Origin of the sequence: Rathayibacter sp. VKM Ac-2856 (assembly GCF_013205055.1) — a bacterium.
In the GTDB taxonomy this organism is placed as follows: Bacteria; Actinomycetota; Actinomycetes; order Actinomycetales; family Microbacteriaceae; genus Rathayibacter.
Genome location: NZ_JABMLF010000001.1, coordinates 508,030 through 524,239 on the forward strand (window position 1 = coordinate 508,030; position 16,210 = coordinate 524,239).

Genomic DNA, 16,210 nt, shown 5'->3' on the forward strand with positions numbered 1-16,210 from the left:
CAGGACCCGCGAGGGGTGGAGCCGACGGCTCAGAAGTCGAAGCCGCCGCCGAAGTCGCCGCCACCGAAGTCGCCGCCACCGCCGAAGTCGCCTCCGCCACCGAAGTCACCGCCGCCACCGAAGTCGCCGCCACCGGCGTCTCCGCCCGCGTCGCCGGCTCCGGCGTCGCCGCCGTCGGCACCGGCGTCGCCGCCGTCCGCTCCCTCCGCCTGGACGGCCTCGCCGCCCGCATCGGGGAGGAAGGCGTCGGCGATGGCCGAGCCGATGACGAAGCCGGCGATGGTGCCGAGCATCGACGACGCGAGCACTCCGCCGAAGCCCATGCCGCCGGCACCGCCGCCGGAGAAGCGCCGCTCCATGAAGCCGGGCTGGCGCAGCTCGCTGCGGGTCGCGGACTGCGCGAGCGACTGGGGGTCGTCCGCGCGGGGAGCGTCACCGGCGGGGGCGCCCTCGCTCAGCTCGCGGAAGACCTGCTGGCGCTGCTCGGGCGTGAGCTGCTCGAACGCCTCGCGGTGCACCTGCTCGATCGCCTCGGGCGGGGCCGTGCGCAGCAGGTAGCGGTAGCGCTCGATCGCGATCTCGTCCTGGCTGCGCGCGGACTGTGCGGGCGGAGTGCCGTAGGCGGGCGGGGTGCGGTCCGCCCGGCGCTCGGCAGCCGCGGGGGCGGGGTAGCCGGCGGCGGGGCGACGGTCCTCGGGGCGCTCTTCACGGCCCAGCAGTCGGTCCAGGAATCCCATGATCTCCTCCTCGGCGCGGCAGGACGCGCGCGCACAGCGCAACGCTATGCCTCCGGCCGGGCGGATCGCTGAGGGTTCACTCAGAGCGGGCTCGGTGTTCCGGGGGTGCGGGGGGTGCGGGTCTCGATACGCCCCTGCGGGGCTACTCGACCAGCATGGAGGGAGAGAGTCTCGTGACGCCGACTCGGAGGGGGCTCAGGCGGACTCGCGGAGGACGAGCTGGTGGCGGACGGTGCGGTGCACCTGCGGTCCGGTGCGGGGCAGCTCGCCCGCGATCATGGCGACCGCGAGGTCGAGGGCGTGCCGGGCGAGCTCGTCGAGGTCGACGGCGAGCGTCGTCAGCGTGGGCGCGAGCATGCGCCCGATCGACAATCCGTCGATGCCGATCACCCGCACGTCGCCCGGGACGTCGACCCCCGCGCGGCGGCAGGCCGACAGCACGCCGAGGGCGCAGAGGTCGTTGAAGGCGACGATCGCGTCCGCCGTCCGTGGGCGGGCGACGATCCGCTCGGTCGCCTCCGCCGCGGCCTGCGCGGTCGGAGCGTCGGCCCGGACGACAGAGGCGTCCAGCCCGTGCTCCGTGAGCGCCCGGACCAGCAGCGCGGCGCGCCTGCTCGGCAGTGCGCTCCGCGAGACGTCGACGACCACCGGATGCCGCACCCCCGCACCGGCGAGGTGCTCCGCGAGCGCATCGACGGCCTCGGAGTGGTCGAGCAGCACCGCTCCCCGCAGCGGCTCGCCCACGGGGTCGAGCTCGACGACGGGCACAGGTCCGAGGCGCTCGATCCACTCCGCCGCCCGGTCGCCGAACGTGCCGATCACGGCGTCGGTCTGCGCGCCGAGCGCCTGGATCATCCGGTCGGAGTCGGCCGCCAGGCCCACGTCCGCGAGCGAGACGTTCCAGCCCCGCGCCGCCGCGACGCGGACCACGGCGGAGGCGAGCTCCGGCGACCAGGGGTTCCGCAGGTCGTCGACGACCAGGCCGAGCTGGTGATCGCCGCCGGTGACGAGGCCGCGGCCGAACCGCGACGGCCGGTACGAGAGCGTCTCCGCCGCCTCGAGGACCCGCTCCTTCGTCGCCTCGCTGATGCCCGGCATCCCGTTCATCGCCCGGGTGACGGTCTGCCGGGAGACCCCGGCGGCGGCCGCGACGTCGTGGATCGTCGCGCGGCCGACCGCCTCGGACCCGCTCAGGCGCGGAGGTCGAGCCACGCCGTCTGCTCCGGAGTCAGCTCGATCGACAGCCCGCGCATCGACGAGCGCAGCTCGGCGATCGTGCGGGGGCCGAAGAGCGGGAACGTCGGGAAGGGCTGTGCCAGCACGTAGGCCAGCGCGATCGCCGTCGCTCCGACGCCGTGCTCGGCGGCCAGCTGCTCCGCACGGCGCAGCCGCTCGAAGTTGTCGGGACCGTAGTAGCAGCGCACGAGCTCGGCGTCGCTGGTGTCCTCGGGGCGGGCGCGGCCGGTGAAGAAGCCGCGGGCCTGCGAGGACCAGGGCAGCAGCGGGATCTGCCGTTCGACCAGCCACTCCTTCGACGCGGGGTCGGTGACGTGCACGCAGCCCTCCCACGGGACGTCGTAAGCCTCGGCGAGGCCGAAGTGGTTGCTCAGCGCCTGGAAGCCGGCCCGGCCATTGGCGCGTGCGTACTCCTGGGCCTCGTCGAAGCGCGCCGGGGTCCAGTTCGAGACGCCGTAGGCGCGGATCCGCCCGGCGCGCTGGTGCTCGTCCATCACGTCGACGAACTCCCCCACCGGCACGTCGGGGTTGTCCCGGTGCATCAGGTAGATGTCGGCGTAGTCGGTGCCCTGGCGCTCGAGGCTCTCGAGCAGCTGCCGGGTGAGCGAGTCCGGGTCGCAGAAGGGCGTGTGGGCGCCCTTGGTGATGACGACGACGTCCTCGCGGATGCCTCGGTTCCGGATCCACTGGCCCAGGCGGCCCTCGAGCACACCGCCGCCGTAGATGTAGCCGGTGTCGAAGGCGGTGCCGCCCTGCTCGACGAAGGCGTCGAAGATCGCCGAGGCGTGCGCGAGATCGGGCTGGTTGTCGACGCCCATCACGAGCCGCGACATCCGCTTGCCGACGCCGGGGATCTCGCCGGAGAGCATCGGGGCGTCCGCGGCGACGCGCAGCGGCCGGCCGGAGACGGTGGGGATGTCGGCCGTCTCGGTCTCGAACGGGAAGCGGAGACCGACCGCGGCGCGCCAGCGGTCGAGGGTGCGGGCCGTCGCCAGGGTCTCGTCCAGCGTCATCTGCGGCGCCTCGACGAGGCCTGCCGCGAGGGCGTCGGTCGTCGCGTCCGCCTCGATCGCGTAGGGGCTCTCCCCCTCGAAGGCGATGATCCGCGGCTCCTCGCCGACGACGCTGATCTCGATCCCGGACTCCGCGGCGCCGAACCACGGGTCGGCCACGTGCAGGCGGCCCCGGGTGCCGTGCACCGTCAGCGCGTTCACGTCGTCGAGCGCCACGCCGGTCCGGAGCGTCGCGGTGATGCCGCCGCGGTAGGTCGCGCGGGCGACGCTCCACTCGTCGACGCCGGTGGGACCGAGGGTGCCCTGTGCGTCGAACTCGACGGGCTCGGCGACGGCGACGCCCGTGGCCGCCTGCACCACGGCCGCCGCGGCGGTGACGGTGTAGCCGCCGACGTCGAGGATGCCGCCGCCCGCCGTCGCCGTGTCGAAGAGACGGCCCTCGCGGGAGCCGGTGCGGAAGGAGAACGAGGCGTCGATGTGGACGACGTCGCCGATCGCGCCGTCGCGGACGAGATCGAGCAGGGCGGCCGTCTGCGGGTGGAAGCGGTACATGTACGCCTCGACGAGCGGGAGTCCGGCGCTGCGCGCGGCGTCGACGAGGGCCATCGCCGTGCCGTGGTTGACGGCGAGCGGCTTCTCGCAGAGCACGGCCTTGCCCGCCTCCAGCGCCTGCAGGACGAGGGCGGCGTGTCCGGTGTGCACCGTCGAGATGTAGACGGCGTCGACCTGCGGGTCGGCGAGGACGGTGGCGTAGTCGCCGGCGGTCGCGTCCGCGAAGCCGTGCTCGACGGCCTCGGCCGCGAAGGCGGCGGCGCGGCCGCGGTCGGAGCTGCCGGCGGCGACGAGCCGGGCGCCGCGGTCGCTCGCGGGGAGCTGGGAGAGGAAGCGGCGGGCGATGCCGCCGGGGCCGAGCACCGCCCAGCCGGGGGCGGACACGGTCGCGGCGGGCGCGGTGGTGGTGGCGGACGGAGTGGAGTCGGACATGCGGTCCCCTTCGCGGCGTCGTCGGCGTGAACGTTCACGCACGACGCTACGGCTGTCGCGGGACCCGCGTCAAGAACGGCGGAGAAGGAACGCGTGAACGTTCACCGCGCACACCACGACGCTCCCCCGCCGCCGCTCCCGGAGGAGGAGGGCGAGCGGAGGAGTGCGGGGATCACTTCTGCTTCGGAATGACCAGCCACATCACGATGTACGCGATGATCTGCGGCCCGGGGAGCAGGCAGGAGAGCACGAAGAGGAGCCGCACGAGGAAAGGGCTCCAGCCGAAGCGGTGGGCGAGGCCGGCGCAGACGCCGGCGATGATCTTGCCCCGACGGGGGCGCACGAGAGTAGCCATGACTCCACTCTGTCGCAGCGGTGCTGGGTGGAGCATCAGGGAAACCCCCCGGATCGGACTAGGGGGTGCCGCCCTGGCGCTCGGAGGCGATCCGCCGGGAGAAGCCCGCGGCGCTCTGCACGTCCGCCTCCGGCCAGACAAGTCGGAACCGCTCGAAGACGACGGTGCCGATCCCCTCCGGCGACTGGCGCTCGAAGAAGCGGCGGTGCCCCGCGAGCCAGGACTCCCTCGATCGGTCGCCCTCGCCCTCGTCCCAGGCGAACGCGTCGTCGACGCTGTCGAGCGCGCCGAGCCGGACCTCGGTCGTCCGCAGGATCGCGCGCGCGACTCCCGCTCCGTCGCAGACGACCCAGTGCTCGCCCACGAGGGGAACGGGCTCGTCGCCCGCCAGGGACGCCGTCGCGGTCTTGACGCCCCGCCGGACCAGGGCGAGCACCTCGTCGGCCTGCTCGACGGAGTCGCCGAAGGCCTCGACCAGGGCCGGCTCCTCGGGCAGACCCGGCTCCTGCGCGCGATAGGCGGCCCAGAGCTCGGCGGCGGCGGCCGGGTCGGGCTCGGGCAGCGGGGTGCGCTCCGGAGCCTCCGGGATCAGCGGCAGCAGGTTCGCGCCCGCGAGCGCGGCCGGCTCCTCGGGGTGGTTGTCGGGGGTGTCCACCCGCTCGAACGGCCAGCGCAGCAGCAGCCAGCGCCGCGCGTAGGCGTCGAGCTCCTCCTCGAGGCGCGAGCCGACGAGGGCCGGGACGACCCACCAGGACGCCTCGGCGGCCTCGTCGTCCGCGGGGCGGACGCTGAGCGCGCCGAGCACCTCGGTCCAGTCCGCGCCGACCAGGAGGAACGCGAAGGCGCTCCGCTCGCGAGCCGCGCCCTCGAGCAGCCGCAGCGCCCGGAGGTCGTCACCCGGCGAAGCGGACGGCAGCCCGGCGGGATCGCCCTCGAGCAGCAGCCCGGCGAGCCAGTCGCGGTGCTGCCCGATCGCGCTGTGGAGCAGATCGGCGTCGCTCGTGACCAGCGGGCGGAGGAACGCCCCGCCCGGCAGGTCGAGCCGCGCGGGGACGGCGGCGTCGCCGGGCAGGATGCTCACGCCGGCCTCCGTTCCCCGCGCACCGGCTCAGCCCGCCGCGCGCTCGAGGACGAGCTCGCGGACGCGGGCGGCGTCGGCCTGGCCCTTCATCGCCTTCATCACGGCGCCGATGACCGCGCCGGCGGCCTGGACCTTGCCGTCGCGGATCTTCGCCAGCACGTCGGGCTGCGACGCGAGAGCCGCGTCGATGGCCTCGATGAGGGCTCCGTCGTCCGAGACGACCGCGAGCCCGCGGGCGTCGACGACCTCCTGCGGGGTGCCCTCGCCGGCGATGACGCCCTGGAGCACCTCGCGGGCGAGCCGGTCGGTGAGGGTGCCCGCCTCGATGAGCGAGGCGAGCTCGGCGACCTGCTGGGGCGAGACGAGCGCGGCCGGGTCCTGCCCCGCGGCGTTGGCGAGGCGGGCGATCTCACCGGTCCACCACTTGCGGGCGGCCTGCGGGGACGCGCCCGCCGCGACGGTCTCGGTGATCTCGGCGAGGAGCCCGCTGTTCGCGACGTCCTGGAACTCGAGGTCGGTGAAGCCCCAGTCGGCCTTCAGTCGGCGGCGGCGGGCCGCGGGCTTCTCGGGCAGCGCGGCGCGCAGCTCCTCGATCAGCTCGGGGCTCGGCACGACCGGCAGGAGGTCGGGCTCGGGGAAGTAGCGGTAGTCGTCGGCGTCGCTCTTGGGGCGGCCGGCCGAGGTGCGGCCGGTGTCCTCGTGCCAGTGCCGGGTCTCCTGGGTGATCGTGCCGCCCGCGGCGAGGATCGCCGCCTGGCGCTGGATCTCGTAGCGCACGGCGCGCTCGACCGAGCGCAGCGAGTTGACGTTCTTGGTCTCGGTGCGGGTGCCGAGCTTCTCCTGGCCGATCGGCTTGAGCGAGACGTTCGCGTCGCAGCGGAGGTTGCCGCGCTCCATCTTCGCGTCGGAGATCCCGAGCGCGAGGACGATGTCGCGGATGGTGGCGACGTAGGCCTTGGCGTACTCGGGCGCGCTCTTGCCCGCGCCGTGGATCGGCTTGGTGACGATCTCGACCAGCGGCACGCCGGCGCGGTTGTAGTCGACCAGCGAGTACTCGGCGCCCTGGATGCGGCCGGTGGAGCCGCCGACGTGGGTCAGCTTGCCCGCGTCCTCCTCCATGTGCGCGCGCTCGATCGGGATGTCGACGACGGTGCCGTCGGCGAGCTCGACCTCGACCGAGCCCTCGAAGGCGATCGGCTCGTCGTACTGCGAGATCTGGTAGTTCTTCGCCATGTCGGGGTAGAAGTAGTTCTTCCGCGCGAAGCGGCTGGACGGCGCGATCGAGCAGCCGAGGGCGAGGCCCAGGCTGATCGAGTAGCGGACGGCCTGCTCGTTGACGACCGGAAGCGAGCCGGGCAGGCCCAGGCAGACCGGCGTGGTGTTGGTGTTGGGCTCGGAGCCGGCGATGTTCGGCGCGTCGGAGAACATCTTGGTCTTCGTGTTGAGCTCGATGTGCACCTCGAAGCCGAGGACCGGCTCGAAGCGCTCGAAGACCTCGTCGTAGTCCATCAGCTCGGGGGCGGCGTGCGCGGAGGCCATCAGACGGCACCTTCCTGGGGAGCGGAGAGCTGGGCGGGGGCGAGATCGGGCGCCTGCGAGAGCAGCGGGTGGCCCCACTGCTCCTCCAGGAGCGCCTCGAGCGCGCCGCCGACGGTGTAGAGGCGGACGTCCTGGCGGGCGGGCGCGAGGAACTGCACGCCCACCGGCAGGCCGTCCTCGTCCGCGAGACCGGCCGGGACCGAGATGCCGGGGATCCCCGCAAGGTTCGCCGGGATCGTGGCGATGTCGCCGCGGTACATCGCCAGCGGGTCGTCGAGCTTCTCGCCGAGGCGGTAGGCGGTGGTCGGCGCGGTCGGCGACGCGATGACGTCGACCGAGGCGAACGCGGCGTCGAAGTCGCGCTGCACCAGGGTCCGCACCTTCTGCGCGCTGCCGTAGTAGGCGTCGTAGTAGCCCGCGGAGAGCGCGTAGGTGCCGAGGATGACGCGGCGCTTGACCTCGGGCCCGAAGCCCTGCTCGCGGGTCGCGGCCATGACCTGCTCGACCGTGCCGCCGCCCTTCGGCGTCACGCGCAGACCGAAGCGGACGGAGTCGAACTTCGCGAGGTTGCTCGACGCCTCCGCGGGGAGGATCAGGTAGTAGGCGGCGACGGCGTGCTCGATGCTCGGCGCGCTGACCTCGACGATCTCGGCGCCGGCCCTCTCGAGCACCGCGAGCGCCTCGTGGAAGCGGGCGAGGACACCGGGCTGGAAGCCCTCTCCCCCGTCGAGCTCCTTGAGCACGCCGATGCGCAGGCCCGTCACGTCGGCGCGGCGGACCGCGTCGGCGAAGGAGGGCCACTCGTCGCGGAGCGAGGTGGAGTCGCGCGGGTCGTGCCCGGCGATCACGTCGTGCAGCAGCGCCGCGTCGAGGACCGTCCGCGAGACCGGCCCGATCTGGTCGAGGCTCGAGGCGAGCGCGACGGCGCCGTAGCGGGAGACTCCGCCGTAGGTCGGCTTGACGCCGACGGTGCCGGTGACGTGTGCGGGCTGGCGGATCGAGCCGCCGGTGTCGGAGCCGAGGGCCAGCGGCGCCTCGTAGCTCGCGACGGCCGCGGCCGAGCCGCCGCCGGAGCCGCCGGGGATGCGGTCGAGGTCCCACGGATTGTGCGTCGGGCCGTAGGCCGAGCGCTCGGTGGTGGAGCCCATCGCGAACTCGTCCATGTTGGTCTTGCCGATCGGCACGAGGCCGGCCGCGCGGACCTTCTGCATCACGGTCGCGTCGTAGGGCGGGCGCCAGCCCTCGAGGATCCGCGAGCCCGCGGTGGTCGGCATGTCGTTGGTGACGATGACGTCCTTGACGGCGAGCGGGACGCCGGCGAGCGGATGCAGCGACTCGCCCTCGGCGCGGCGGCGGTCGATCGCCTCGGCCGTGGCGGTGGCGGCGTCGCCCGCGACGTGCAGGAAGGCGTGCACCGCGCCGTCGACCGACGCGATGCGGTCGAGATGCGCCTGCGTCGCCTCGCGCGAGGACACGGAGCCGTCGGCGAGCCGCTCGGAGAGGGCGGAGGCGCTGAGGCGGACGAGCTCGTCGCCGTGGGCGCTCACTGCTCCTCCCCCAGGATCGCGGAGACCTGGAAGCGGCTGCCGTCGTGCTCGGGAGCACCGGAGAGCGCCTGCTCCAGGGTCAGCGTCTCGCCCACGACATCGGGGCGGAAGACGTTCTCGAGCGGGATGGGGTGGCTCGTGGCCGGCACGTCGGGCGTGGCGACGGCCTGGACCGCGGCCACGGAGTCGACGATCTGACCGAGCTCCCGGGTGAGGTTCTCGATCTCCTCGGGGGTGAGGTCGATCCTGGCCAGCGAGGCCAGATGGGCGACCGTGTCGGCCGTGATCTCGGACATGCGTCTCCGTCGGGTGGTTCGTGGGAATCGGCGTCCAGTCTAGCCAGCGGCGCCGACACCGGCCCCGCTCAGCCCGCCGGCGCCGGAGAGGCGGTCGCCGTCGCCGTGCCGCTGCCGAACAGACTCGTCCCGTGCTCCAGCAGCGCCTCGTAGGCACCCTGGTAGGTCGTCGGCAGGTCGTCGCCCGGCTCGCCGTAGCGCGCGAGCAGCAGCCCCATCAGGCCGAGGGCGGGCGGGCTGAGCGGCTTGTCCCGGTTGACGTTCGCCGGGTGGGGCGGCGTCGCCTCCGGGTTCGGCGGCAGGTACTGCGGCACGGTCGTCGGCCAGTCGTCGATCTGCCGCGGGGTGTCGAGGGTGAGCACGCCGAAGAGGTCGGGGGCGTCCGCGTCGCGGGCGGTGAGCGGCTCGAGCCCGTGCAGGCGGCTGAGGGTGCGGATCAGCGCGCCGTGGTGCATCTCGTCGTGCACGACCGTGCCCGCCCGGGTGTACGCGGAGATCGCGAGGGCGGGCACGCGGCAGCCGAGGCGGTCGAAGGCGAAGCCCATCTCGCCCTCCCGGCCGTCGCCGGGCGGGGTCGCAGCGGGCGGCGGCACGTGGTCGTACAGCCCGCCGTGCTCGTCGAAGGTCACCAGCAGGAGCGTGTTCACCGCGTTCGAGCCGGTGGGCGACGCGCTCTCGCGGATCGCCGAGTACACCTGGTGCAGCAGCAGCTCCCCCGCGCGCACGTCGGAGAGGGCGCTGTCGTAGAGCGGCTGCCCGTCCACCTCGTCCTCGTGCAGGACGCCGGTCGGCGGGTGCATGTCGTTGTGGTCGAAGACCAGCCGCGGCTCGACGAAGGCGTAGTCGGGCAGCTCGCCGCTCGCGACGTCGGCGTGGAACTGCTCCATCGGGGCGAAGTTCGTCCGCCAGTACTTCTCGAGCACCGGCGCGTGCAGGAAGCCGGTGTACGAGACGACCTGGAGCGCGTCGTAGTAGACCCGCCAGCTCCTCCCGGCCTCCTCGAGGCGGTTGAACACCGTCGGCGCGTCGGCCAGGTCGTCGGCGAGCCACTTCTCGTAGCCGCCGCCGTGCTTGTTCGTCACGAACCCGTGCGAGGTCGACGCGTGGAAGAACGAGCGGTTGCAGAAGGTCTGCGACGGGACCGCGCAGAACCAGTGGTCGAAGACGGCGAACTCGCGCGCGAGGGTCGAGAAGACGGGGAGCATGTCGGGCGAGAAGCCGCCCATGATCGTGCTGTACTCCTCCCGCGTCGGCTCCTCGCCCTTCTTCAGGTGGCGGAGGTTCTGCACGTAGTCCTCGAGGAACCCGCTCATCGTGGGCGCGGAGGTGTCGGCGGGCGCGTTGAACGGCGCGGTCATGTCGCCGACGGAGGCGCCCGCGTTGGACGGCGGGTCGATCGTGCCGAAGAGCTGGGTGTTGACGTGCGGGTACTCCTCGCCCGGATCGGGGTCGGGCTGGCGCATCACCGTGTCGGTCGCGCCCTGGTACACGTGCGCGGCGACCGTGTCGCCCGCGGCGGTGGTGTTCGAGTGCTCGCCGGTCTGCAGGCCCTCGAAGGTGCCGCCGCCGGGCGGGGCGGCGTCCGCGTAGAGCCGGCCGAGGATGTTGTCGAAGGAGCGGTTCTCGAACATCACGACGACGACGTGGTCGAAGCCGGGCTCGCTGCGCTCGGGGAGGGGCGACTCCGCCTCGCGGTCGCGGCCCGAGGCGACAGCGGCGCCGATCGCGCCGCCGGTGAGGCCGGCCGCGGCGACCGTGCCGGCGACGGCGCTGCCGGCGAGGAAGCGGCGGCGCGAGCGGGAGCGGGGGCCGTGGTCCGAGGAGGCGGCGTCGGCGCCCGTGGTGTCGTCGGCTGTGGTGTCGGCGCCTGTGGTGCCGTCGCCTGTGGTGTCGGTGCCCATGGTCACGTCGGCTCTGGTGTCGTCGCCGCCGTCGGTGCCGCTCATGCGCTCCGCCCTTCCCGCGTGCCGCGGATCCGTGCCTGCGGGGAGTGTAGCGACGCGCCCGGGACGGCCGCTCGGAGCAGCATGAGGGCGTGATCAGCGTCGCCGGGCTCCGCGGGGACGCCCGCCGCGGCGAGGACGGAGGCGAGAGCCGGGCCGATCGAGCGCTCACGGTTCTCGGGAGCGAACGCCGGCGCCGTGCGCGGGAAGCGCGAGAGCGGCCTGGCGGCTCCGGACAGCGCCTCGGCGACGGCGAGCACGCCGTCGTCCGCCAGAGCACGACGGTCCGCGCCGAAGCGGGCGCGGTGCAGGAGAGCGGGGGTCGTCGGGCCGAGCCGGGCCGTCAGGCGGTCGCCGGGCCGCGCGCTCGAGGCGACGAGGAGGACCGGGACGTCGCCCGGCCGATCCGCCCGACCGCGCGCGGTCACGAGCAGGAGCACCCGGTGGCCGGCCGACTCGGCGGCCCGGACCGCGTCGACGGTCTCGTGCAGCAGCCGCTCGGCGCTGCGCGCATCCGCGGACCGCTCGGCGCTCGGGTCGTCCGAGGCGGCGAAGTCGGCGGGGTCGACGAGCGAGCGGGGCTCGATCAGGACGACCGGCGAGAGGGAGCCGCCGGCAGCCGCCTCCGCGAGACCGGAGAGCGCGACGAGCTCCCCTCCGGCGTCCGAGACCGCGGAGGGATCGCGGTGCGGCCAGTCGGGATCGCCGAGGAGGGTGCTCGACACGCCCTGGCGGTCGTCGACGACCAGCGACCACGGCGTGCCCGCGTCCCGAGCCGAGTCGAGCAGCGAGCGCAGCGGATCGCGGCCGTCCGCGCGCCAGTGGTCCGCGCGGGCGAACGAGCGCGCGAGCAGGGTGTGCACGGGGAGCATCGCGGGGTCGAACCGGTCGCCCGGAGTGCCGGGACCGGGGGCGGTCATCACCTCGTCGGTGCCGCCGGCGAAGTCGACGCCCGGGTCACCGTCCAGGGCGCCGAGGATCTGGCGGCGCGGCCGGCCGGCGAAGGAGAGGACCACGAGGTGGTCGATCCGGGCCAGCGCGGCGGCGGCGGCGCGCTCCCGCGCGCTCAGCGGCGCCGCCCGAGCCGCGGCGTCCAGCGCGGTCGAGGCGACCTCGGCGAGGGAGCGGCGGAGGAACGCCCGCCGCTCCTCGCCGGGCCGATCAGGCATCCGCGTCGGTGGTCTCCTCGGCGGTGGTCTCCTCGGCGGCGGGTGCATCGGCGGCGGGTGCATCGGCGGCGGGTGCATCGGCCGCGGAAGCATCGGCTGCGGCGGACGTCCCCTCGGCTGCCTCGTCGTCGGCCGCCGACTCCTCGGGCAGCGCGATCGCGGCGGGACCCTCGGTGACCAGCAGGTGGAACTCGGCGGCGGTGATGATGCGGACTCCGAGCGCCTCCGCCTTGCCGAGCTTGCTGCCCGCGCCAGGGCCCGCGGCGACGTAGTGGGTCTTCTTCGAGACGCTCGAGCCGGCCTTGCCGCCCGCGGCGAGGATCGCCTCCTGCGCCCCCTCGCGGCTGTAGCCCTCGAGCGAGCCGGTCGCGACGACCGTCAGCCCGGCGAGCACGCCGCCCGCGGCCTCGGCCGCACCCGGACCGGGGTGGCCGGGCGTGGCGAACTGCACTCCCGCCGCCGCCCAGCGCTCGACGATCTCGACGTGCCAGTCGACCTCGAACCAGGCCAGCACGGCGTCGCCGATGATGCCGCCGACGCCGTCGACGGCGGCGAGCTCCTCCCGGCTCGCCGCGCGGATCGCGTCGAGCGAGCCGAAGTGGCCGGCCAGCGCTCGAGCCGCCACCGGGCCGACGTGCCGGATGCTGAGCGAGACGAGGAAGCGCCAGAGCGGCGAGGTCCGCGCCTTCTCGATGTTCGCGATCAGCGCGAGACCCGTGGTCGACGGCACGTACTCGGCGTCGCCGGCGAACGTCTCGGCGTCGGGGTCGTACGGGCCGTCGCGCTTCTGCCGCTTGCGCTTGAACGGGCCGACGACCTTCGCCTCGCCCCTGTCGTCGAGCTTCTGCAGCCCGGTCTCGCTGTCGCGGACGACCACCTCGATCGGGAAGACGTCCTCGATCCGCAGTTCGAACAGGCCCGCCTCGGTGTCGAGCGGCGGCTCCGCGGGAACGAACGGCTGGGTCAGCGCGGCCGCGGTCACCTCGCCGAGCACCTCGATGTCGAGCGCGCCGCGGCTGCCGATGTGCTCCACGCGACCGCGCACCTGCGCGGGGCAGGAGCGGGCGTTCGGGCAGCGCAGATCGACGTCGCCCTCCTTCGCCGGGGCGAGGGTCGTGCCGCACTCGGGGCACTGCGTCGGCATCACGAACTCGCGCTCGGAGCCGTCGCGCAGCTCGATCACCGGGCCGAGCACCTCGGGGATGACGTCGCCCGCCTTGCGCAGGACGACGGTGTCGCCGATGAGCACGCCCTTCGCCTTCACGACGTCGGCGTTGTGCAGGGTCGCCTGGCGCACCTCGGAGCCGGCGACCTTCACCTTCTCCATCTGCGCGAACGGAGTGGCCCGGCCGGTGCGGCCGACGCTGACGACGATGTCGAGGAGCTTCGTGTGCACCTCCTCGGGCGGGTACTTGTAGGCGATGGCCCAGCGCGGGGCGCGGCTGGTGGCGCCGAGCTCGTCGTGCAGCTCGAGCTCGTCGACCTTGACGACGACGCCGTCGATCTCGTGCTCGACCGAGTGGCGCTCGCGCCCGTACTGCTCGACGAAGGCGAGGACCTCCTCCACCGACTCCGACACCCGGTTGTGCCCGCTGACCGGGAGGCCCCAGGAGGCGAGCAGCCCGTAGACCTCGGACTGGCTGCGCACCGGCGGGTCGGGCCAGGCGCCGATGCCGTGCACGTAGAGGGCGAGCGAGCCGACCCGCGCCTCGCCGGCGCGGAGGTCGAGACCCGCCTTCTTGTCGAGCTGCTGGCGGAGCCCGCCGCTCGCGGCGTTCCGCGGGTTGGCGAAGGTCGGGAAGCGGCGCAGGGCGCTCTCGCGCGCGCGCTCCTCGTCGAACGGCTTGCGGGTGGCGCTCGGCCGCGCCGACCAGCGCTCGCGCGCCTCCTCGACGGCCTCGTCGCGCAGGGTCTCCTGCAGGGCGTTCAGCGCCGCGAACTCGGCGACGGGGATGAAGACCTCGCCGCGCACCTCGACCAGGGCGGGGTGCCCCTCGCCGGACAGCCGCTCCGGGATGCCGGCCACGCGCAGGGCGTTGACGGTGACGTCCTCGCCGGTGCGCCCGTCGCCGCGGGTGGCGGCGGTGACGAGGCGGCCGTGCTCGTAATGCAGCGAGATGGCGAGGCCGTCGATCTTGAGCTCGGTGAGCCAGGCGACGGGTCGCGCCGCGGAGGCGACCGTCTTGTCGCACCACTCGCGCAGCTCCTCCGCGGAGAAGACGTTGTCGAGCGAGAGCATCCGCTCGGCGTGGTCGATCGGGTCGAGGCCGGCGCCGACCACTCCCCCGACGGTCTGCGTCGGCGAGTCGTCGGTGGCGAGCTCGGGGTGCTCCTCCTCGAGCTCGGCGAGCTCGCGGACGAGCGCGTCGTACTCGGCGTCGGAGAGCGGGGAGGCGTCGGCCGCGTAGTAGTCCTCGCTGGCGGAGCGGATCCGCGCGCGCAGCTCGTCGACGCGCTGCGCCGGGTCGATACGCGCCGCCTCCGCCTCGGGCGCCGCGGCCATCAGAGCACCGCCCCGGTCGAGGCGCCGACGAGGTCGGCCGCGACCGTGCGGTCGATCGTGCACTGGCCGAGCACGCGGGTGCCGAGGTAGACGACGGCCGTCTGGCCGGGGGCGACGCCGTCGAGCGGCGAGTCGGGGGTGATCACGAGCTCCACCTTCCCATCGACCTCCGACACCACGGCGGAGGCCGGGACCGGGTCGGCGTGAGCGCGGATCTGCACGTCGCAGCGGAACGGCGTCGCCGCGTCCTCGGGCGCCGCTCCCGCCCAGGTGAAGCGCGAGCCGGCGATCTCGCCGATGCGCAGCGCCTCCCGCGGACCCACGACGACCTCGTTGGTCTTCGGCCGCACCTCGAGCACGAAGCGGGGCCGGCCGTCGGGCGCGGGCACCCCGAGGTGCAGTCCGCGGCGCTGGCCGACGGTGTACCCGTGGGCGCCCTCGTGCGCGCCGACCACCGCTCCGTCGCGGTCGACGATCGCGCCGGTCTCGGGCGCGACCCGCTCCGAGAGCCAGCCGCGGGTGTCGCCGTCGGGGATGAAGCAGATGTCGTAGCTGTCGGGCTTGTTCGCCACGCTGAGGCCCCGCCGCGCCGCCTCGGCGCGCACGACCGCCTTCGACGGCGTCGAGCCGAGCGGGAACATCGAGTGCTCGAGCTGCGCGGTGGTGAGGACGCCGAGGACGTAGGACTGGTCCTTCGCCTCGTCGCTCGCGCGGTGCAGCTCGGGGCTGCCGTCGGCCGCGGTCTCGAGCGAGGCGTAGTGGCCGGTGCAGACGGCGTCGAAGCCGAGGTCGAGCGCCTTCTCGAGCAGGGCGGCGAACTTGATCCGCTCGTTGCAGCGCATGCAGGGGTTGGGCGTGCGGCCGGCGGCGTACTCGGCCACGAAGTCGTCGACGACGTCGAGCTTGAACCGCTCCGAGAAGTCCCACACGTAGTAGGGGATGCCGAGGACGTTCGCGGCGCGCTGGGCGTCCATCGAGTCCTCGATCGTGCAGCAGCCGCGGCTGCCGGTGCGCAGCGTGCCGGGCATCCTGCTCAGCGCGAGATGCACGCCGACCACCTCGTGCCCCGCCTCCACCGCGCGGGCCGCGGCCACCGCCGAGTCCACTCCACCGCTCATCGCCGCTAGAACCTTCACCGTCCGAGTCTACGAGCGGGCGGCGCCCGAGCGGGGTGCGTCCGATCTGCAGGTGATGCCGGACGGGTCGGCGTCCGATCTGCAGGCGATGCCGCGATCCCCGAGCACACGCGCCCGGGAGGATCGAACGCCTCGCGCAGATCGCCTGCAGAACAGACGCGCACCTGCACAACGGACGAGCATCAGCCCGGCAGCACGGCCCGTGCGCCCGTGCGGGGTGCGTCCGCTCCGCAGGTGTCCGATCTGCGGGCGATGCCGCGACCCCCGAGCACACGACCCGGGAGGATCGAGCGCCTCGCGACGATTGCCTGCAGATCGGACGCGCACCTGCACAACGGACGAGCATCAGCCCGGCAGCACGGCCCGTGCACCCGCTCGGGGTGCGTCCGATCTGCAGGTGTCCGATCTGCAGGCGATGCCGCGACCCCCGAGCACACGACCCGGGAGGATCGAGCGCCTCGCGACGATCGCCTGCAGATCGGACGCGCACCTGCACAGCGGACGAGCATCAGCCCGGCAGCACGGCTCGTGCGCCCGCGCGGGGTGAGTCCGATCTGCAGGTGTCCGATCTGCAGGTGTCCGATCTGCAGGTGTCCGATCTGCAGGTGTCCGATCTGCAGGTGTCCGATCTGCAGGCGATGCCACGATCGCCGAGCACACGTCCCGGGAGG

Annotated in this window: 12 protein-coding genes; all 12 read right to left on the reverse strand. The window is 74.1% G+C overall.

Annotated elements, in window-relative coordinates; all coding sequences use genetic code 11:
* Window positions 1-29: 29 nt before the first annotated feature.
* Window positions 30-737, reverse strand: a complete 708-nt coding sequence (locus tag HQQ82_RS02370) for a hypothetical protein (protein ID WP_173231481.1) — start codon at window positions 735-737, stop codon at window positions 30-32.
* Window positions 738-932: 195 nt separating this feature from the next.
* A complete protein-coding gene (locus tag HQQ82_RS02375) occupies window positions 933-1,949 on the reverse strand; it encodes a LacI family DNA-binding transcriptional regulator (RefSeq protein WP_173231482.1) in 1,017 nt (338 codons plus the stop codon).
* Window positions 1,928-3,970, reverse strand: coding sequence for an aldo/keto reductase (locus HQQ82_RS02380; protein WP_173231483.1), 2,043 nt, complete (start codon window positions 3,968-3,970; stop codon window positions 1,928-1,930). The genes HQQ82_RS02375 and HQQ82_RS02380 overlap by 22 nt, the downstream gene beginning before the upstream one ends.
* 172 nt (window positions 3,971-4,142) lie before the next feature.
* The gene (locus HQQ82_RS02385; RefSeq protein ID WP_173231484.1) at window positions 4,143-4,325 is read right to left on the reverse strand and encodes a PspC domain-containing protein; all 183 of its coding nucleotides are present in this window, start codon (window positions 4,323-4,325) and stop codon (window positions 4,143-4,145) included.
* Between the two features lie 58 nt (window positions 4,326-4,383).
* Window positions 4,384-5,406: an ASCH domain-containing protein gene (locus HQQ82_RS19710; protein WP_367947779.1), complete on the reverse strand. Its 1,023-nt coding sequence runs from the start codon at window positions 5,404-5,406 to the stop codon at window positions 4,384-4,386.
* A gap of 27 nt (window positions 5,407-5,433) precedes the next feature.
* A complete protein-coding gene (gatB, locus tag HQQ82_RS02395; protein WP_216848150.1) occupies window positions 5,434-6,945 on the reverse strand; it encodes an Asp-tRNA(Asn)/Glu-tRNA(Gln) amidotransferase subunit GatB in 1,512 nt (503 codons plus the stop codon).
* Window positions 6,945-8,492: an Asp-tRNA(Asn)/Glu-tRNA(Gln) amidotransferase subunit GatA gene (gene gatA, locus HQQ82_RS02400; protein WP_173231485.1), complete on the reverse strand. Its 1,548-nt coding sequence runs from the start codon at window positions 8,490-8,492 to the stop codon at window positions 6,945-6,947. The genes gatB and gatA overlap by 1 nt, the downstream gene beginning before the upstream one ends.
* On the reverse strand, window positions 8,489-8,788 hold the full coding sequence (gatC, locus tag HQQ82_RS02405; RefSeq protein ID WP_173231486.1) for an Asp-tRNA(Asn)/Glu-tRNA(Gln) amidotransferase subunit GatC: 300 nt from the start codon (window positions 8,786-8,788) through the stop codon (window positions 8,489-8,491). The genes gatA and gatC overlap by 4 nt, the downstream gene beginning before the upstream one ends.
* Window positions 8,789-8,856: 68 nt before the next feature.
* Window positions 8,857-10,734, reverse strand: a complete 1,878-nt coding sequence (locus tag HQQ82_RS02410) for an alkaline phosphatase family protein (protein ID WP_254071164.1) — start codon at window positions 10,732-10,734, stop codon at window positions 8,857-8,859.
* The gene (locus tag HQQ82_RS02415; protein ID WP_173231487.1) at window positions 10,731-11,900 is read right to left on the reverse strand and encodes a hypothetical protein; all 1,170 of its coding nucleotides are present in this window, start codon (window positions 11,898-11,900) and stop codon (window positions 10,731-10,733) included. The genes HQQ82_RS02410 and HQQ82_RS02415 overlap by 4 nt, the downstream gene beginning before the upstream one ends.
* Window positions 11,893-14,403, reverse strand: a complete 2,511-nt coding sequence (gene ligA / locus HQQ82_RS02420; RefSeq protein WP_173231488.1) for an NAD-dependent DNA ligase LigA — start codon at window positions 14,401-14,403, stop codon at window positions 11,893-11,895. The genes HQQ82_RS02415 and ligA overlap by 8 nt, the downstream gene beginning before the upstream one ends.
* Entirely contained in the window at window positions 14,403-15,539 is a 1,137-nt protein-coding gene (gene mnmA / locus HQQ82_RS02425) for a tRNA 2-thiouridine(34) synthase MnmA (RefSeq protein WP_173231489.1), read from the reverse strand. Before mnmA ends, ligA begins: the two co-directional genes overlap by 1 nt.
* Window positions 15,540-16,210 lie beyond the last annotated feature (671 nt).